This is a genomic window from Cytobacillus kochii (assembly GCF_020171845.1).
In the GTDB taxonomy this organism is placed as follows: domain Bacteria; phylum Bacillota; class Bacilli; order Bacillales; family Cytobacillaceae; genus Cytobacillus; species Cytobacillus kochii.
Genome location: NZ_JAIVAM010000004.1, coordinates 49,014 through 67,669, shown reverse-complemented (window position 1 = coordinate 67,669; position 18,656 = coordinate 49,014). Strand labels below are relative to the sequence as shown.

The following is an 18,656-nucleotide window of genomic DNA, read 5'->3' as shown; positions in this document are numbered from 1 at the left end:
ATAATACTATCTTACCATATCCCTATTGTATATTAGAAAAATCATGGCTTTTCTGTCATTGTTTCTTTCCCGTACATGTTGCCCTTTTCAATATTTAACAACTTCGCCAAATACGGATTGACAAATAAATGGTTTGGATCAAGTTTTGCTCTCCATGTGAGGAATTCTCTTAGGTGGCTGTATTTACTAGTCAACTCTGAAAGCTTTGCTTGATGAATCTTCCCCCAATGAGGACGCCCATTATACTTATTCATAATTGCTTCCATATCGTTAAAATAGGTTTCATATGGCATACCTTTAAACATATGAAAAGCAATATAAGCTGAATCTCTCCCAAAAGATGGACTTAACCAAATATTGTCTCTTTTCACGACGCGACATTCGATAGGAAAATGGACCTTATATTGCTGCTCTTCTATCTTTTTCCTTATTTCATCGAGACAAGCAACCATATGCTCTAATGAAATCGCATACTCCATTTCAACGAACTTTACTTTTCGTGGAGTAGCAAATAAATCATAACTTGGCGCATATTGCTCACTATTACTAATGGCTTTTGCGCTTATACGACTAACTGATTTCGATAGATTTGGCCACTTGCGACATAAGACAGATAGAAAACCAAATATATAATTTTCCATTATCATACTTTCCATCTTACGCCATTTTCTTGTCCTCGGCTTCTTGTCTGTTATATTCATTGTTTTTATTTGCACATGGTTAGAAAAGGGAAATAAGAAGCATTCAAAATGGCGATTGTTATGGATATATAAACTAATATGAGGCTTTAAATCACTATAAAGTATTTTCCTACTTTTATAAACATAGGTCGGCGCTTGAATGACTTTTAATTTCACCTTTACAACGATGCCCAACAACCCTAACGAAACGAGCGAGGCATCGTACAATTGTGAGTTTACTTGACGAGAGATTAGCAGTTCCTCTCCTCCTGCTGTAATCAGCACTAATTCTTCAACTTGTGTAGAAATATTGCCGAATTTCATACCTGTCCCGTGTGTACCAGTTGATATTGCGCCGGCAATACTTTGCGTGTTTATATCACCGAGGTTTTCTTGCGCCCAACCTTTCTCACCTAAGTATTTGCCGATTTCATATAATTTGGTACCACCATATACCTCTACTAAACCTTGGTCCTCATCAAAAGAAATCATACCTGATAAACGGTCTAATGAAACGAACCACTCTTCGGTTTGAATTAGATTTGTGAAAGAATGTCCAGATCCTATCACTCTAATCTTCTTCTCTTCCTTTCTTGCATTATTTACAACTTTTATGACATCCTCTATGCTTTGTGGAAAAAATAGTTGCTCAGCATTAAATTGTACATTTTCTGCCCAGTTACGGATAGATGCGAGCGAAGTTTTTCTCATAGGAAACACATCCCTTCTCCTCTATACGTTTTTACAGTTGATGTGGATTGATTTTCCGAGTAGCAATGAATCTCTGTGAACCTTTCACATACCTCCCCAGCTTTCGCAGCTCTAAAAACAACGGCACTTCCTATGGATAAACGTTCTTTTGAATAAGACAATGGTGTTTGCACCTCGCCAGCACCTTCCATAGATAAAAGTCTCATGCCATGTGGATATACGGGATGTGGCATCTTCGTTTGATCAGTAACACCGGAAGCAATGTAACCTCCTCCGAGACATGTATATATATTCGCTTTCGCTTGACGAACAATAGGTATGGCAAAGAAGAGAGCAGGTTCGTATTTTATCTCTTGATAATAATCAAAAAGAAGTGGTGAATAAAAGCCTGACCCGACAGTAATTTCCGACACTTGTTCGTCTGTCGCCGTATAATGGATACTACCAGTCCCGCCACCATTCACTAAAGCAGGTGTATAACCTTTTTGTTGTAAAGCTGTAATGATTTCTTCCCTCTTCCGTTTTACTTCTCGCTTTGCTTTTTGTTTCATTAAACGAATAATGGTATTTTTCCCATATGAATGCGGGACGTTATCACCAACGCCAGCAATTTGTGCTTCATATCCCATGAGTCCCTTCCAGTGAAGCACATCACTAGCATGAACAGCTTCTACTATAGCTAGGACCTCAGAGGAGCTTCTTAAAGAAGATCGGCGAACACCAAAATGAAATCCAAAAATATTTGTACTCATATCTATATCTATACAAACTGAAAACTGGCCATTAACAGACTTTGCTAGTTTTATTAAATAATCAACATGCGCTAAAGAATCGACCATGACAGTTATTTCTCTCGGGTGCTCTCGAGCAATTAGCATTAGAGAATTTTCATCCATACTTGGGTATCCAAGCAAAATGTCATTAAAACCATATTTCACTAATACTAAGCTCTCATCAGCAGAATAAGTCATAATACCTTGATAGCATTCATTTGAAGCCAAAATACGCTTGATTACTTCAATGGAACGAATAGACTTTGTTGCTACTCTTATTTTTTTTCCTTTTGCATGCATTGCGATGACCTGGCAGTTTCGATCAAGAGCATCTAAATCTAATAAAAGTGCAGGCTTCAATACATTTTCTATTTTTTTCATATCCATTAAATTCTCACCACCACCATTATTTCGCAAAATATAAGAAGAGCGACTTTCTAGTGGAAAGCCGCTCCTGCTCGTTGTATTAAAAATATTATTTAACACCTGTATTCGCTTTAACAGTTACTTCATTATATTTCTTCTCATCTCGTTTATTTGACACAACTGCACCAATATAAGCTGCTAGAAATCCTGCTGGAACTGATATGATTGCTGGGTTGGTTAATGGGAATATTGGATCACCAACAAGGATTGCTGTTCCTTCAGGGCTCAATACACTTGGACTAATAGCTACTAGAACAAGTGCAGTAACGAGACCGGTAACCATTCCTGAAATGGCACCCGCTGTGTTGAACTTCTTCCAGTAAATTGTATAAATGATAACTGGAAGGTTCGCACTTGCTGCCACACAGAAAGCTAAAGAAACTAAGAAGGCAACATTTAACGTTTGCGCAAATAGGGCAAGAATAATCGAAAGTACAGAAACACCAATGGAGGCATATCTTGCAGCTAGCATTTGCTCTCTCTCAGTTGCTTTACCTTTTTTAATAATTTGCCCATAAATATCATGTGCAAAGGCTGAAGCTCCTGAAAGCACAAGCCCAGCAACGACGGCCAGAATGGTTGCAAAAGCAACGGCAGAAACGAATGACATTAGGAAGTCTCCACCAAGTGCTTCAGCTAATAGAGGTGCTGCCATATTACCAGCTGCATTGGCTGCAACGATATCTTGTGAGCCTACAAACGCTGCAGCTCCAAATCCTAGGAAGATCGTTAAGATATAGAATATTCCTACAATCCAAGTAGCTGTGACAACAGAACTTCTCGCTGTTTTAGCATCTTTTACTGTGAAAAATCTCATCAAAATATGAGGCAGTCCAGCAGTACCTAATACAAGAGCGACCATCATTGACAACGTGTCAACACCGTTCGTATATTTCACACCTGGGTTTAAATACGATTCACCGTGGGATGTTACCGTTTTCATTTGCTCAAACATACCAATAATATTAAAGTTAAACTCTTTTAATACAAGGAATGAAATAATAACTGTTCCTATCATTAATAGTGCTGCTTTAATAATTTGAACCCAACTAGTTGCCGTCATTCCGCCAAATAAAACATAAGTTGTCATCATTACACCTACGATTACAACAGCAATCCAGTAATCAATACCCAACAATAATTGTATAAGTGCACCAGCTCCAACTAATTGAGCAATCATATAGAAAATTACAATCGTTATCGTACTAATTGCCGCTACTCCTCGAACTTTCTTTTCACTAAACCTGGCACTAATCATATCAGCAATTGTATATTTACCCAAATTTCTTAGTGGTTCAGCAACAATATATAATACGACTAAATAGGCTACTAAGTATCCAATAGAATAGAAGAAACCATCAAACCCGAATAATGCAATCGCGCCCGCAATACCTAAAAAGGAAGCGGCTGATAAATAATCACCAGCAATCGCTAAGCCATTCTGCCAACCGGTTAATCCCCCTCCAGCTGTATAAAACTCACTTGCTGTATTCGTGCGTTTTGCTGCCCAATAAGTGACCACCAATGTCATCGCTACGATTAATACGAATAAAGTTAAGCCAATCCCACTCATAATTAACGTTCTCCTTGTGTTTTATGACTTTCAATGATTTGTTCTGCATCTTTATCAAATTTTGCAGCTTTTTTAACGTAAATCATGCATAAAACCCAAGTCATCACAAATTGTGCAAACGCATACATCCAAGTCCAAGTAATAGAACCAATTGCCGGTTGATTAAGCACATTCGTAAATGAAGTCAGTATCGGTAGCATAAAATAAAAGAGCATGAAAAAAATAATCATTGGTACTAAAAAGGCTTTCTTAGCACTTAATAATCTTTTAAAAGCTGAACTACTTGCCACAACCTCATAATCTACATTCTCTTCCTTTTGGTCATGTGCTTTCGCTAAGTTATCCAATGGATCCCCTCCCATTTTCTGAAATATATGTATATTCTAAAAAATATAATAAATATATGCAATAGTATTTGTACTAAAAGAAAAGATTTATTTTTAGACAAGTTTCGACAATAACAAGAAATTTTAATATAATAGAAAGTAAATTATTTACTATAGTTTGCGAGGGAAATCATGAAGAAAGTACGTCTATTAAAAGACTATCAAAATTTTCAAAAAGGTACTCCTTTTCTCGTCATTACTGAATCTGAATTTATTGGTGTAAAAGAATATGTATTGAGAACATATGATTTACATCATCGATTACTCATCACCGACAAGGAATACGCCACACTGTTTTCACAAATTGGGAAAAACGAACCTCTTCTGTGACGCTTGCTTGTCTGATTGAATAAGAAGCCTTATAATAATGAGAGAATAAGAACGGTAAGGGTGAAAAGAACATGCTCGATGGTTGGTTTATGTGGTTTATACTTTTTTGGGTTGTCATATTAGTAATCCTTATGTCCATTGGTGGTTTCTTTATGTTCCGAAAGTTTTTAAAACGGCTGCCTAAAGCTGACGGTAAATCTGATATGGATTGGGAAGAATATTATGTAAGACAAACACAGCATTTATGGGGACAACAAGAAAAAGAGTTATTGAATGATCTCGTTAGTCCAGTACCAGAACTCTTTCGTGATGTCGCTCGACAAAAGATAGCTGGAAAAATTGGGGAATTAGCTGTAAAGGAAAAAGCAACAAAGATAACAGAAGAAATTCTCATCCGCGGCTACATAATTGCTACTCCAAAAAAAGATCATAAATTTCTAAGAAAAAAATTGGTACAAAAAGAAATCAACATGACACCATATGAACATCTTTTTTAAAACGAAGCAAAAAATTGCACAATAATAAAGAAGCACCTTTAAAAGTTGGACACTCTTAAAGGTGCTTCTTTTCATTATTAAGTAGTTGGCCTCGATCTTACTTGTTTAACATTTACCGCTTTGTCCATTTTGCGAAATTGAACGAACATCGCCATACGCCATGGAACAATCATCGCAAATGCTAATAAGTAAAACATTCCTGCAAGTGCACCTACATCTATAGTCGAACTTAGCATCAGTTTGGCAACGAGGCGAATAATGAGTAAACCTATTAAGATAAATATAAACGCTTTCGATTTCTTTAAATAGATTTCGTCTTCCTTCTTCTCAAATTTAGTCGTTTTGATTAATATTAAGGAAAACAACGCCCCTACTATAGCAGCTTCCAATAATTCAATTGGCGTAACGCGAAAATAGGGAAAAATAAACATTAATGCCCCCGTACTCATAAACACGGGAGGTAAAATTATCTTCTTGATCGTGACTGGATGATTAGCTGCCTTCATTCGGATGAACATAGCTAATACTGCCATAGAAACAGCTCCAATTGATGTCAACAACACCATGTCCATAAAAAACATCCTTTTACAATAAAATCAATGACACTTATTATTATAGCTAATTCCTATTCAATAGTAAATTATATGTATGATATTAAGATAACACTCGTGATACTGCATCTATTACTCTAACTTCATCAAATGGTTTGATGATAAAATCTTTTGCCCCAGCTTCGATTGCTTCTACTACCATTTTTTGTTGACCCATGGCTGAACACATAACAATTCTAGCTGTTGGGTATTCAGCTCTAATTTTTCTCATTGCTTCTAATCCACTCATCTCTGGCATTGTAATATCCATTGTCACAAGATCTGGTGTTAACTCCTCATATAAAGCAATGGCTTGTTTACCATTCTCCGCTTCGCCCACAATATCATGATTGGCTTTTTTTAATATATTTGTTAAAGTCAGCCTCATAAATTTCGCATCATCTACTACTAGTATCTTTGCCACCTATTATTCCTCCTCCAAACACATCCGCTACAACATCTCATATTACAGAACTACTTTGATTTCAAAGTAATATCCTCATTACAATATATCTAATTTTTCTAATAATTTCAATTTAAACCCAACGACAATTTTCGCAAGGATCAAAAAGCGAGTTATCCTCACTTTTTAATCCAATTATCACTGTTAAAAACCAGTAAAACCACCTGTCAACATAGTGAGGAGGGAGATTATATCAGTCATCCAATCAAAAAACAAGACGACACCCATTACTATCATTAAAATCCCACCAATTCTCATAATCTTTACATTATGTTTTTTAATCCATTTCATTTTACCGATAAAGAAAGACAATATTAAAAATGGCACAGCAAAGCCAATAATATAGGCAATCATATAAAATAAACCAGATCCGGGATTTGTCGCTGAAAGTAAAATAACTGAAGCTAAAATAGGTCCAGAGCAAGGTGTCCAACCAGCAGCAAAGGCTAAACCTATTAAAACTGAACCGAAGTAACCAGTCGGTCGATTTTTAAAATCAAATCTCCTTTCTTTCATTAAGAATGCTGGCTTAAGTAAACCTAAGATCACTAGACCAAATATAACGATAAAAATGGCTCCAATTTGACGGATGAGATCAGCATATTCATAAAAAAAGTTACCTATATAAGAAGAACCAAAGCCGATGGCAATAAACACTATTGAAAATCCTAATAAAAAGCATAGCGTATGTATCAAACTACGTTTTTGTAGCAGTGCATTCTCCGTTTTTAATTCACCTACGCTCATTCCAGTGATATACGATAAAAATGCCGGATATAATGGTAAGCAGCATGGCGAGATGAAACTCAAAAAACCTGCACCAAGAGCAATAATAAAATTCACATCAGTCATACCAACACCTCCATACCTTCCCCTTTTTCCTTCCCCATTCTATCAAAACATTATGAGAAAAGAAATTAATCTTTTTGAATAATTTGTGTCTAACATTTAACACACATGGTAAACACCAGTTTTATTTCGACATTGTATCAATTTCGTTGAATCATTTAGTGATATGTATAATGAATGTAAAAAGTTTTACATAAGTTTCTTTTGAATTAATTACCATAATTCGCTATAATTAATAAAAGTATATTTGGGACAAAATAGAAACTACTTCATGGTTAGACAAAATCGCAGAGGAGTTTTAGGTGCGTGAACAAACAAGACTTACTATTATTAATTGAACAAAAAAGACGAGAACTGATTCAAACTGCTATGAGAAACGGCCTCAACTCTACTTCTGCCATAAAATATAGTCAGGAGTTAGATTCTCTATTAAATGAATATAATCGTCTTTACGAGAGCAGACTCACATTAAATAGACAAGCATAAAAGGCTAACACTTGGATTTATCAAGTAACTTGATATCAAAGAATTCAACAATATGATACCGACTAAAGAAATAGACCAAAGCTAAAGTTTAGCTTTGGTCTATTTCTTAGTTGCAATGAAGAACCGAAAAATAAAGTTTGCTCTGTTTCTATCTATATGCAATTGAACCTAGTAACTTTATCTAACTATAGTTCGTAAGTTATTTTCCAGGTTGTTGCTTATTCATCGCATTCATCATTTGGTTAATTTTCTTTTGAGACGGCTTCATTCCCATTTGCATCATCATCATTTTAAGCATTTGTTCATTAATTGGTGGATTTTTCTTACTCTCCCAAGGGTTTGAGTGTTATGTAAAAGAAAAATCCAACCATTATTTTTAACCGTTTTCAAGTCATATTTTCTGTAAGAAATCTATGAGAAAAGTTAATCATATTTTCACCATATCTGTCAATGATTTTTAACCAGATTAGTAGAGTTGTGGTTAATCCTTCCCTAGATTTTTGCTTGAAAATGAGGTTGAATTTTTCTTATTTACTTTTGTCAAGAGTTATTTTTTGCCAAAGGTTTTCTTATCTGCCACATTCTCACCATTTTCCTTTAACACAAGCAAATAATTCTTCACGAATGCAGGCATTGGCATATTCATCTGTGCGAGGTTCTCAACAATTGAGAGTCCCTCCATTCCGAGATAAAATGTTATTGCACTCATTTTAGCGATTGGCAGTTCATTGAATGTGCTAGCCATTGCAACGTCAATCATATTGGCAAGGATAATGACAACAAAAATCATCCCTTTTCTAACCATGCCCTGCGACATTTTTCTACTTCTTAATCCTTTGTCGTAGAATCCTTTTGCGATTCCTGTAATTATGTCTAGTGCAGTCAATACCATTAAAACACCCATTAAAGGTGTCCAATCTCCAAATATAAATGATAATGGTACTCCAATAGCCGTTGATGCGATTCCTAATTTAAACATTTTATTCTCCTTTTGGAACAGAAAAGAAGACAGCCTCTTAGCCATCTTCCCTAGTCCTTCTATTTTATATAGTTACCAATTGATTGAATCCAGTTCTTCCTGTGTCGTAGCTGACAGGACTTGACTTTTTAAGCTGTCATATTTGAACAATTGCTTTTGCTTGTGCATAAACGCTTCATTATAAACCTTGAGCCATTCTTCTCTAGTGTGAGCAATATAGCCTGCATCTTCAGTTTTCCATTGTACTGTTGAAATGGATTCATCTGAGTTTAGAATGTCCTTTTGTCCTATCATGTTAGTTTGGTCGTCTCTGTTTGTTCTATAGAAGTGACCATTTGCAGAAGAAAAGCCTGCAAGGATAGATTCCTCACAAGCCTTTTTCAGTTTGCTATTTTTACCACTCTTTGCCCTCTCTAACTCAAGGACATCGCTCTTGACAATCTGCCCATCTTGATACAAGAATACTCTCGGAGTGAATTCCTTGCTCAGCAAAGGATGAGTTTCTTCAACCTCTAATTCAATCTCAGAATCCATACTTCTTGTATAGCCAAAACTTTGCAATACACCATTTTCATCTACTAATATATAAATTACTTTCATAATCACATCTCCTACCATGCTAACACCCTGCTTAATACAATATCTCTATGGGTGGCATTAGAGTTGTTTCCTGCATATCCTATAACCCTTTCATTATTAACATATACATACTTAGTTACAGTTTCAGTATCATTTGCAGGCACAAGTATGTATATCCCCTGTCCATTAAAACCATCAAAATGATGTTTAGGTACTACTGAATACACACTATTGAATGGATTTTCTGTATTAGTGCTATCATCATAATCAGACCAATGAAGAATCCATCCATTAGGGCAGTCTATAAGGTTTCTAGAAGGAACACAATATTGCCCATCATACATAAAAGATGCCCCATCCCACAGCACATCTCTTCCATCCAAGAATATAGGAGTGCCATTCAGATAGCCAACACCATTATAAATCCTAAAGCTGTCATGGTGTGCAGGGTCAAGGCTTCCAGTTGGTCTGCTTGACTTAGGGAATTGCAAAGCTTCTGTGTCTGATGTCATAGTATCTGAGAAGAACAATTGATTAAGACCAATCATGTCTGAATTGTTGAGGTCTATTCCTCCACCTGTTGATGCGTATTTATTAGCAGGCAGTTTTAATCCACCTGTTAATTCTAAATCACCATATATCTTAGAAGATACTCCACTTCTTGTATCTAATATCATTGATGTATTGCCATCAACCTTGAATGTTAACCCATAATCTACTGAAGATGAGGCATTCCAATATATCTGAGATGTGTTAGTCCTATCTCTATCAAAATGCAATTCAGACTTTCCATCAATAAGAACGCTACCCTCAACATGTAACGCATACCCACTTTTAGGGAATGCATTAATTCCAATAGCCTTATTGTCGCCATCAATAAAGAATATTGGCTGACCAACTGCCACTCTTTTTACAACAGTTGTTGTATTAAGAGCATCTTTAACAGTAACTTCAATATCCCAAGCTAAGCCATTATCTAGGTTAAGACTTTTATTGGTAGCTGTATAAGAAGAGCCACTCATAGTGTAGGTGAAAGATACTGGTGTTTGGTATGTTGATGATGTACTTTCTTTCAACCTGTACTGAATTGTCTTTATGGAGTTTTTATCTACTCCACCGATTGTTAAAGGAGAAATTTTACCATTCAAAGTTAATGTAGTAGTATTCTCAAAGTTATTTAATCTTGTTGCAGAGGTTGACACTACAGGATTTCCATAAGGTACAATTGTTATTGGCTTATTAAGCTTAGCCGAATTACCACGACTATCAATAGCCTCAACGGTTAGCGTTAGATTCGTAGTAGCATTTACAGCACCGATTGTAGCGTACCCAGTTGTATTGATTGTCTTTTCCACGCCATTGACTGAAATTACATATTTAGAGATTGTCGCACCATTTTTTGCTGTGGCAGGAGCAGTAACAGTTACTTTGAGATCTGATTTATTCTGAATAATGTAAGATTTATTCCCAGTAAGCGCCAATGTCGTAGCATTAGTATCCTCATAGGTAACATTACTGTCAGCGAACGTAGGATTACTATTCCTTACATGGAAATTGATATCATTATCTGTATGGCTTCTTACTAATTCAGAGCCATAATAGGTATAAACTTCAATATTCCCATCTACAACCTTTGAATTAGGAGTTGTAGCGTACATCTTGTCCATTTCAGCCTGTGTAGGTGTCCAAGATACACTTGTTGTAACTCCTGTAATTGTTTTTACGAGCGTGGCAGTTGCAGGATCATTGCCACCCGAATAGATCTTCAATGTATGAGTAAATTCACTATCACGCCTTGTAATGCCAATACTAATCGCTTGGTCAATATACACATCTCTATCTGTACCACTTGAAATAGTAGAAGCGCTTGGAGCAGTAACCGTACTGTAATAGGTGTTATATCCAATACTGCTTCCTCCACTTTCCGTATGAAAGTTCCATCTAACATCTGTTGAAGATCTACCTGCCAATAGATCAAATATTTTTGTCTTTTCAGCAGTTGTAAAGGATGTTGATTTTGATGTTGACGATCCAAAGTCAAGCATTTTCACATTAACATAAGTACCACTGCTATTTTTGACATCAATGTGTACATAGTGAGTAAATGATGAAGATGCTCTTGATATACCTAGTGCGATATCACTACCTGCAGTAAAGTTTGGCGTAGAATCTGTTAGACTAGATTTACGAGGAATTGTATTAAGAGTAACAGTATCGCTTATAGACACTCTGCTTACATATGGAGAAAGGTCTAACTTAATATCAAAATAAGCAGACATTGAAAATGACTTAGTACCATCTGAATTGTGATTAACTTTGACAGTATGTGTTTGCACTAGCTTTTTCTCTGAACCTGTTAATTTTGCTGATGCAGAAAAAGCATCACTAGAACCATTGATAGTTGATGATCCACTTTTAGTTACACTGGTGTAGGTTGTACCATATTTATCTAGACACATCCAATATACTTTAAGAGTAACATTGGAATAGTTACCACTTATAGACTGTGAAGCTGACCACTCGCCTTGTAACCTCCAGTGTGAATTTACATTTTTATAAAAAGTGCCACTAAGAGCCAAAATAATCTACTCCTTACAATAAATTTATCCAATAAAAGCGAGATCAGATTCAACTGACCTCGCCTATGCTTCAATTATTATTCTGTTGTTGGAACAAATGCCCATCCTTTACCACTGTTTGAACTTTTATCTATTTTAATGATCTTTATATTACCCATAGTAAACTCATTATTTGCTCGGAACTTCTTAGACACTGTCTCATCTTCTTTTAGATAGAATACCTTTTCATAAGTCCCATTGTTATCAGAATCATAGAACCCTGCGAACTCTTCCGAACTGATTTGAGTAAAACCTTTTTCCACACCGTTCTCAAGCTGAAATACTTTGATCCCATTTATGTCCATACGAACGTTAGTATTATAGATTTCACCAGTAGCCATAGTCCATTGCAATGGAACGCTTCCTAGGTTAACCATAAGACCTGTAATAGTTGCTTCTACATCTCCAAAAGCATATATCCTTACAGAAACCCTTCCTGTAAAGTCTGGTGTATAAGTTATTGAATCCTGTTCGTATCCATTCGTAGAACTGCTATTTGGGTAAACTTTTTGAAGTAAGGTAGTTGCATTATCTTCTGTTTTAAACTGGAAATGTAGTGAGTCCCCTGTTCCTGTTGAGCCTATCTTATTCACATTCCATGAAAACGTGTATGGTTGTCCTGCAACAACGTCTATGAGTTGATATATATATTTGGAAAGTGTTGGAGTAGACTTGAAAAAGAAAGCACTGCCAAACCCTAGTGAATTTAGTGTATTATTGGTAGTCGTTGATATCCTGCCTCCAATAACACCTTGCCAAGATTCAAACCCTCCAAATCCAATAGAGTTTTTAAGGAGGTTAACCCCACCGCCTGCCTTAAACATTGCTGTAAAACTATCAGATGTTTGAGTTAGATCTGCCTGTGTTATATAATGCGATAAATCAATTTGTCCAATCTTGTCGGCTATTTCATCTCTAAGATTACCTTCTGCAGTGCCTAATTGTTCAAGAGTGGCGTAGTCGCCTAGTGATTCAGAATCAGCCTTCTGATCTAATACGCCTTTGAAAGTATCGTGATTAGTTACCGTAGATATGATTTTATCTGGATCAATTTCTATCTCTGCATTGCTCAATCTTACATCTAGCGCAGGAACAATATTAATATTTAGGTCATCAACAGTATCGGATGCATTGTCTAATTTGTCGCTTTGATCTGGATCAAGTGATGCCAATGACAAAGATTGCGGAATCCATGCATTGCCATCCCATTTATATAATTCGTCAGGAGCATCTGTAATCTCTTTGATCCACAGAGTTCCCACTGTAGGATTAGCTGGTGCTATGCCTGCTATAATAGCATCATTAAGATCCACTAGAGTTAATTGTCCACTAGCAACTATCGCCACAAAATATCATTCCTTTCTGCTTATAAAATTTTGCTTGCCTCCACATCACAAGTGAACGTAGCTTTTGTAACAATATCTGATTCTGTTACTTTTATTTGCTTGCCAAAGCCTTTATGAGAATTAGTCCAATCAACATCTAAAATCCCATTCTTGTCAAACTTCTTCCATATAAAAGCATCAAATGCCAATGAATTAGTAATTTCAGACTTTCCTTTATACACCCTTGCAGTAAGTGTTGAATCTATAATTCCATTTCTAAACACTATGCCATTGGAAGAATGTAATTCTACCTTGTAAACGATATCATTTTTAACTTGATCCAACTCTTCCTTTGTGCCTTCTGCAAGCTTATAAGCTGAATCCCATTGCTTCTCTTTTTCAAAGAGAGTTTGCTGTACTTTATTGATGTAATCATTTTCAGTGAATACAATTGGAATAAAATCGCCAAGAGTAACTTCATCAGTGGTAGGATCAGTTTTACTTCTCTTTAACTCTATTACCCTAGCTTCTAAAATAAGCACAGGTTTAAAAGTCTCATCTTTGACAATGACTGTATCACCTAGGCGAACTTTTTCATGTTCATATCCAGTTAACTTCTCTAGAAGAGTGACTGATAATTTATAGGTAAATCTAGGTTTTGATATCTCTTTTAATCTTGCAAGAGTATTATCCAGTAACTCGCGTTTATTTGTAGCTTTATCATCCTTGAAGATGCCGAAAATGTGACGACCATTCATATTGTATCTCTGAAACGCTTCATCAGAGTAAATGTAATCATCTACTTGAAAATACCCTTTGTCCAAATATGCAGATCCATCATAATTCACTATTGTTAACAGATTACCTTGGTTATCGCCTTTCCCAACACCAATTAAGGCAGTGACAACCTCTCTTGAATCCTCAGTTCTCTCAACTTGAATTAGATCCTTGCCATAAGAGAATATTTTCTTTGTTACTTCTCCACGCTGATTTCTAATATGGATAAGGCGCTTAGACACTCTTGTTCCATTGAATATAACTTCGTATTCAATCTCCATTCCAAACTCTGAAACAGCTTGATGCAATGCTTGAAGAGCAGTTATGTGATCCTTGAACTCAATATCTCTAACACCATAATACTCACATTCTCCAATCTCCCACCCTGTATGAGCGAGTATGTATGTGCCTATCTGCTCCATGTTCTGAGAAGTAAATGTAACAGGTCTAACAATTGCCCCAATTAGTTCTGATATAGCAACATTTTCACAGTATACTCTACGAACCAACTGACCATCAGAGTGCGTATCTTGAATTTCTTTAACCTTGAAAAGTTGATGTTTTCCATCATCATTCTGATATAAAATACCTCCCTCAACTTCTATGAGGGAGGCTGTAGGATGGTCAGCAAATGTTTCAAAGTCAAATAAAAGCATGTAGTTATCTAGACTTTCATGGTGGATATCTGTGAAATATGGACATCCACGGGGGATGTCATTAGACATAGTTCCAACCGTCTGATATCTTTTATCTAATATAAATAACACGCCTAGGACATCCCCTTTCTAGTACCATTTTTTCGGAATAGTATACGAAATCTCTTTCACGATTGGTGGATTAATAGCAATGCCATTAACACCCTTCTTAAGCTTAATGAAATTACTTGCAGGATTTAGAGTACTGTAATAAGGCTTACCATTCTTAAGGATTTCACCAGTTGCATTATTAATCTCTAAAATATCTCCTTCTGTAAATACATTAGCTATCTCTATTTCAGATACTGATTGAGAGCCGTAAACTTTTAAGTCATTAATTCTCATCAGACTAGCAGGCGTTGCACTACCAGAAGCACCAACATGAACTTGAACCTGTGCTAATTTCCCTGTTGTCCACTCATCTCTAGCATCTATCCATGTTTTGGTTAGTCTTGTATGATATTTACCATTCTCATAAATAGCAAAATATGCTCTCCATTCATTGCCATGGCGTTCAATCTCCATGTGTCCATTGGTCAAATCTTTCCAAACCCCAGGGTAAGAACCATAGGAATTTACAAAGTAATGACCATCATTGAGTGTGCCTGCCCTTGCTTCTGCTTTAGGATGAAATCCTGTTACAGCATTATCTACAAATGCCATTTTACCAAGTACAGCACCGTTAATATCTCTTAGGTAAACTTCTACTCTACCTTTTTGCAAAGCTTTTGTTCCACGAAGTCCGATCCTTGCGACTACTTTAAAATCTTGAAGCTGAACACCCAGATCTTTTACCATAGAAGCGCCATGCCAACTTGATCCAGTCCCATAATCAGAGTCTGCTTGTAACATACCATTTTCATCAGCACTTAAAGTACCTGTAATGATACCCCCATCAATAGAACTCGCATTTGTCCATCCTGTAATAGAGTGCATCTCATCTTGAAATACAAGCTGTTCTCTATCCATTGGAAGCTGATCGCCACTTGGAGAAGTGCCAAATAGAAGGAATTCATCACTTGAGACAATGGAGAATTCGGGAGTATTACTTGTAAATTCCATCTTAAGTGTTGGATGTGTTTCTAGCCCACCATCATTTAACAATTTAAGAGTGTTATCAGATGGTAGTTTAGGGAGTGAATCAATATAAGGATCTTCGTATGCAAATGGATTTGTGCAAATGAACTCTAATTCCACACTGCCTTTACGAAGGATCTCTTCTAATTCTGAATCACCTGTTAATTGAGCCATATAATACTTGTCTGGTTCATCAAGGTTTACAAATTTGGCAGGTTTTTCGGTACACAGCCAATTTGCAACGGCTCTAATCTTAGTTCTTAAATCAGCTTCATCTTGACCTAAAATAGAAAGAGAGACTTTAATTAGTCTCTCTCCAATCTCACTGCCAATATTGTATAGTCCCTTACGACCACTAATTTTAAGTGTTCTTGTTTCTATTTTTGGTAATAATGAATCTGTAATACTGTGAATTAGCATATATGAAGGATTTTCAATCCCATTGAATTTGATGTTAGCCACGAAGCACTACACCTCCTGCTCTATTTTTTTGCATTGAAAGCTTTTGTAATTCTTGTGCGATTCGCTTGATATCAGCTTCTTCACGAACAACTAAGCTTGAAATGTTAAAGTTATTGTTAACAGTAGTACCATTAGAGGACTCTTCATCCTTGCCAATCATTCCTGCTAATGCAGTTGCGAATGGTTTGAACTTAGAACGTTTAGATAATGGCAAGATAGCCTCGTCACCGTGGTTTTCGGCTAAACCTACTACTCTACCGTCCTTAGAGCCACTGAAAACACCACCACTTTCATGCCATGAAATACCCAATTTAGGTACACTTGGAGGCTTTAAGCTAAACTTCCCACTCATTGTGAATTTAGGAAGTTTTGGCATTGAGATTTTAGGGAATTTTAATTTCAATCCACTAAAGAATCCCTTGATTGAATCAATCGCTCTCTTGATAGCGTTTTTGGCACTTTCAACTGGCTTCGTCATTGCATTTTTAATAGCATTCCAAGTATTTGATGCAGTGGATTTGATACTATTAAAGGCGTTGGAAATACCATTCTTGATACCGTTAAAGACTGATGTTGCTGTAGATTTCAAACCATTCCACACGCCAACTATGGATGATTTGATACCATTCCAAATTCCAATTGCTGTTGATTTAATTGTGTTAAACGCATTAGAGATAGCATTTTTCAATGTGTTAAAGACTGTTTTGGCAATAGAAACAATGTTATTCCAGAGATTTGCCAAGAAAGACTTGATTTTACCCCAGATATTAACAGCACCTTGTTTAATGGAATCCCAGTTCTTGTGAATTGCTAGAGCCAATATTCCAATCGGTCCGAGAATTACTGCTAGAATCGTTAATCCCCATTTCTTGAAGAATTCAACGATCCAGTTAAACACTTTTGCTACTGTTTGCTTCAAAACATTCCAAGCATTAGTTAACCATGCTTGGATAGCATCCCAGTTCTGATAAATCAAGACACCTACTGCAATTAACGCTGTGACAATAATCATCCATGGGTTCGCCATGAATAATCTGCCTAGCCACATGAAAGCCTGTCCTACAGTCTTGAAGACAGAAACTAGCTTCATTACTCCTGCGCCAACTTTCAAAAAGCCACTAGTTAGTAGTGCGAATCCACCACTAAGTGTGCTAATCATACCCATGAATCCTGCTAATCCTGCTAGTAATATAGGAACAATAGCTACAATTCCACCTATTGCAAAGACAACTTTCTGCCCTGCAGGACTTAGATTGCCGAATGCTGTAGCCAGTCCTTGAACTGCACTAACAACCATTGGCATTACAGCAAGAATAGCGCCTTTTAAAGCTTCCCCTACTGGCTTTATTGCCACTTGGATATCATTCCAAGCACCCTGCATTTGTTGTCCAAATGTTTGATTGTCTTTAGCCATTTGTTTTGCTGTTCCACCAACATCTCCCATGTGGTCAACAATAGTTCCTGTGGAAGCAATAACATCCTTTTCCATGTCCTCATATTGAGTACCAAAAAGTGCTACACCAATTTCATTTCTCTTGGTTTCATCTTTAACTTTAGACAATTCAGTAACTACGTCTGCGTATGCTTTCTTAGCACCCTCGCCACCTTTGGCAAATGTATCTGTCATCTTTTGAGCATCAAAACCTAGGTCAGTAAATGCTTGTTTAGTTGTATCAGAGCCATCTTTAGCACGAATACCGAATTCTTTCATGGCATCCCCAACTTTGTCCAAGTTGAATGCACCATTTTCAGCACCTTCTGCTAAAATATTGAACATATCATTTGCAGAGAATCCCATGCTGTCAAAGTAGACACTGTATTCTGATAAAGTATCTTGGTAGTCGCCTGCATAATCCATACCATTTTGATAACCTTTAGAAATCAAGTCCATTGCTTCTTGACCAGAAATACCAAAGTTTTTCATCATGATACCTGCTGTCTTAGATACCTCTCCAACATCAGAACCCATAACATTCGCTAAATGCATAGCTTGTTCTGTCATTCCATCTAGTTCACCGTTATTCAAGCCTTTCATGTTCTGTTTAACAGAAACCATAGAGCCTGCCATTTCCTCAAATGAACCTACACCAGTTGAAGCTAGCTGTTCTAATTCACCTTTATAAACACCTAGATCAGAACCAGTAGCACCTAGCTTTGTTTGGAATTGCTTAAAGGCGTTGGTGACATTCTCAGAAGCTAGAATCCCTGCGCCACCGAATGCACCTAACCCTGCTGATACAGGCGCTAGTCCATCAGAGATTGACTGAAATGAACCTTGTACATCTTCCATTCTGGACTGTACATCTTTCATGGCTCTTTCAAATTGTCGTATATTAGCCCCAATGACTGCGGTTAATCTTTGTTCAGCCACTAATTAGTT

At 36.6% G+C, this 18,656-nt stretch carries 17 protein-coding genes and 1 pseudogene; 3 read left to right on the top strand and 15 right to left on the bottom strand.

Annotated elements, in window-relative coordinates; all coding sequences use genetic code 11:
- Positions 1 to 41: 41 nt before the first annotated feature.
- Genes LCM23_RS06850 through LCM23_RS06835 form a run of 4 tightly spaced genes read right to left on the bottom strand, consistent with a single transcriptional unit; the run spans position 42 to position 4,510 of the window.
- Positions 42 to 1,391, bottom strand: a complete 1,350-nt coding sequence (locus tag LCM23_RS06850; protein WP_224936263.1) for a D-arabinono-1,4-lactone oxidase — start codon at positions 1,389 to 1,391, stop codon at positions 42 to 44.
- Positions 1,388 to 2,650 carry an alanine racemase gene (locus LCM23_RS06845; RefSeq protein WP_224936262.1) on the bottom strand — a complete coding sequence of 421 codons (1,263 nt, stop codon included), beginning with the start codon at positions 2,648 to 2,650 and terminating at the stop codon, positions 1,388 to 1,390. Before LCM23_RS06845 ends, LCM23_RS06850 begins: the two co-directional genes overlap by 4 nt.
- Positions 2,640 to 4,163, bottom strand: coding sequence for a solute symporter family protein (locus tag LCM23_RS06840; RefSeq protein ID WP_224936261.1), 1,524 nt, complete (start codon positions 4,161 to 4,163; stop codon positions 2,640 to 2,642). Before LCM23_RS06840 ends, LCM23_RS06845 begins: the two co-directional genes overlap by 11 nt.
- A 2-nt stretch (positions 4,164 to 4,165) precedes the next feature.
- Positions 4,166 to 4,510, bottom strand: a complete 345-nt coding sequence (locus LCM23_RS06835; RefSeq protein ID WP_224936260.1) for a DUF485 domain-containing protein — start codon at positions 4,508 to 4,510, stop codon at positions 4,166 to 4,168.
- A gap of 171 nt (positions 4,511 to 4,681) precedes the next feature.
- Here LCM23_RS06835 and LCM23_RS06830 point away from each other — a divergent pair, with 171 nt between their 5' ends.
- Both LCM23_RS06830 and LCM23_RS06825 read left to right on the top strand, forming a co-directional pair.
- The gene (locus LCM23_RS06830) at positions 4,682 to 4,879 is read left to right on the top strand and encodes a hypothetical protein (protein ID WP_224936259.1); all 198 of its coding nucleotides are present in this window, start codon (positions 4,682 to 4,684) and stop codon (positions 4,877 to 4,879) included.
- A gap of 71 nt (positions 4,880 to 4,950) precedes the next feature.
- Positions 4,951 to 5,376: a DUF2621 domain-containing protein gene (locus LCM23_RS06825; RefSeq protein WP_224936258.1), complete on the top strand. Its 426-nt coding sequence runs from the start codon at positions 4,951 to 4,953 to the stop codon at positions 5,374 to 5,376.
- Between the two features lie 77 nt (positions 5,377 to 5,453).
- Here the strand turns inward: LCM23_RS06825 and LCM23_RS06820 are convergent, their stop codons facing one another.
- The 3 genes from LCM23_RS06820 to LCM23_RS06810 all read right to left on the bottom strand — a co-directional run bounded on the left by LCM23_RS06820 (position 5,454) and on the right by LCM23_RS06810 (position 7,281).
- A complete protein-coding gene (locus LCM23_RS06820) occupies positions 5,454 to 5,948 on the bottom strand; it encodes a CcdC family protein (protein ID WP_224936257.1) in 495 nt (164 codons plus the stop codon).
- An 82-nt stretch (positions 5,949 to 6,030) separates the two neighbouring features.
- Positions 6,031 to 6,390, bottom strand: a complete 360-nt coding sequence (locus LCM23_RS06815; protein WP_095369427.1) for a response regulator — start codon at positions 6,388 to 6,390, stop codon at positions 6,031 to 6,033.
- Positions 6,391 to 6,573: 183 nt separating this feature from the next.
- On the bottom strand, positions 6,574 to 7,281 hold the full coding sequence (locus tag LCM23_RS06810; protein WP_095369428.1) for a cytochrome c biogenesis CcdA family protein: 708 nt from the start codon (positions 7,279 to 7,281) through the stop codon (positions 6,574 to 6,576).
- 303 nt (positions 7,282 to 7,584) lie between these two features.
- On the opposite strand from LCM23_RS06810, the gene LCM23_RS06805 reads away from it, so the two are divergent.
- Positions 7,585 to 7,764, top strand: a complete 180-nt coding sequence (locus LCM23_RS06805; RefSeq protein WP_224936256.1) for an aspartyl-phosphate phosphatase Spo0E family protein — start codon at positions 7,585 to 7,587, stop codon at positions 7,762 to 7,764.
- 199 nt (positions 7,765 to 7,963) lie between these two features.
- On the opposite strand, the pseudogene LCM23_RS06800 reads toward LCM23_RS06805, so the two are convergent.
- From LCM23_RS06800 to LCM23_RS06765, 8 genes and pseudogenes are all read right to left on the bottom strand, one after another.
- Positions 7,964 to 8,089, bottom strand: a pseudogene (locus tag LCM23_RS06800) (YneF family protein); the annotation flags it as partial.
- 222 nt (positions 8,090 to 8,311) lie between these two features.
- Positions 8,312 to 8,743, bottom strand: a complete 432-nt coding sequence (locus LCM23_RS06795) for a phage holin family protein (protein WP_224936255.1) — start codon at positions 8,741 to 8,743, stop codon at positions 8,312 to 8,314.
- 72 nt (positions 8,744 to 8,815) lie between these two features.
- Positions 8,816 to 9,343 carry a DUF4376 domain-containing protein gene (locus tag LCM23_RS06790; RefSeq protein WP_224936254.1) on the bottom strand — a complete coding sequence of 176 codons (528 nt, stop codon included), beginning with the start codon at positions 9,341 to 9,343 and terminating at the stop codon, positions 8,816 to 8,818.
- Between the two features lie 11 nt (positions 9,344 to 9,354).
- A complete protein-coding gene (locus tag LCM23_RS06785; RefSeq protein ID WP_224936253.1) occupies positions 9,355 to 11,901 on the bottom strand; it encodes a DUF859 family phage minor structural protein in 2,547 nt (848 codons plus the stop codon).
- Positions 11,902 to 11,978: 77 nt separating this feature from the next.
- Positions 11,979 to 13,286: a hypothetical protein gene (locus tag LCM23_RS06780; protein ID WP_224936252.1), complete on the bottom strand. Its 1,308-nt coding sequence runs from the start codon at positions 13,284 to 13,286 to the stop codon at positions 11,979 to 11,981.
- Between the two features lie 20 nt (positions 13,287 to 13,306).
- Positions 13,307 to 14,809, bottom strand: coding sequence for a phage tail spike protein (locus tag LCM23_RS06775; RefSeq protein WP_224936251.1), 1,503 nt, complete (start codon positions 14,807 to 14,809; stop codon positions 13,307 to 13,309).
- An 18-nt stretch (positions 14,810 to 14,827) separates the two neighbouring features.
- Positions 14,828 to 16,276 carry a distal tail protein Dit gene (locus LCM23_RS06770; protein WP_224936250.1) on the bottom strand — a complete coding sequence of 483 codons (1,449 nt, stop codon included), beginning with the start codon at positions 16,274 to 16,276 and terminating at the stop codon, positions 14,828 to 14,830.
- The gene (locus LCM23_RS06765; protein WP_224936249.1) at positions 16,269 to 18,647 is read right to left on the bottom strand and encodes a phage tail tape measure protein; all 2,379 of its coding nucleotides are present in this window, start codon (positions 18,645 to 18,647) and stop codon (positions 16,269 to 16,271) included. The genes LCM23_RS06770 and LCM23_RS06765 overlap by 8 nt, the downstream gene beginning before the upstream one ends.
- Between the last annotated feature and the right edge of the window lie 9 nt (positions 18,648 to 18,656).

What these genes read in the sequence shown, in the direction of transcription:
- LCM23_RS06850 (WP_224936263.1), bottom strand. Translation starts at nt 1,391, where the DNA reads ATGAGAAAAACTTCGCTCGCATCTATCCGTAACTGGGCAGAAAATGTA.
- LCM23_RS06840 (WP_224936261.1), bottom strand. Translation starts at nt 4,163, where the DNA reads ATGAGTGGGATTGGCTTAACTTTATTCGTATTAATCGTAGCGATGACA.
- LCM23_RS06830 (WP_224936259.1), top strand. Translation starts at nt 4,682, where the DNA reads ATGAAGAAAGTACGTCTATTAAAAGACTATCAAAATTTTCAAAAAGGT.
- LCM23_RS06825 (WP_224936258.1), top strand. Translation starts at nt 4,951, where the DNA reads ATGCTCGATGGTTGGTTTATGTGGTTTATACTTTTTTGGGTTGTCATA.
- LCM23_RS06820 (WP_224936257.1), bottom strand. Translation starts at nt 5,948, where the DNA reads ATGGACATGGTGTTGTTGACATCAATTGGAGCTGTTTCTATGGCAGTA.
- LCM23_RS06810 (WP_095369428.1), bottom strand. Translation starts at nt 7,281, where the DNA reads ATGACTGATGTGAATTTTATTATTGCTCTTGGTGCAGGTTTTTTGAGT.
- LCM23_RS06795 (WP_224936255.1), bottom strand. Translation starts at nt 8,743, where the DNA reads ATGTTTAAATTAGGAATCGCATCAACGGCTATTGGAGTACCATTATCA.
- LCM23_RS06790 (WP_224936254.1), bottom strand. Translation starts at nt 9,343, where the DNA reads ATGAAAGTAATTTATATATTAGTAGATGAAAATGGTGTATTGCAAAGT.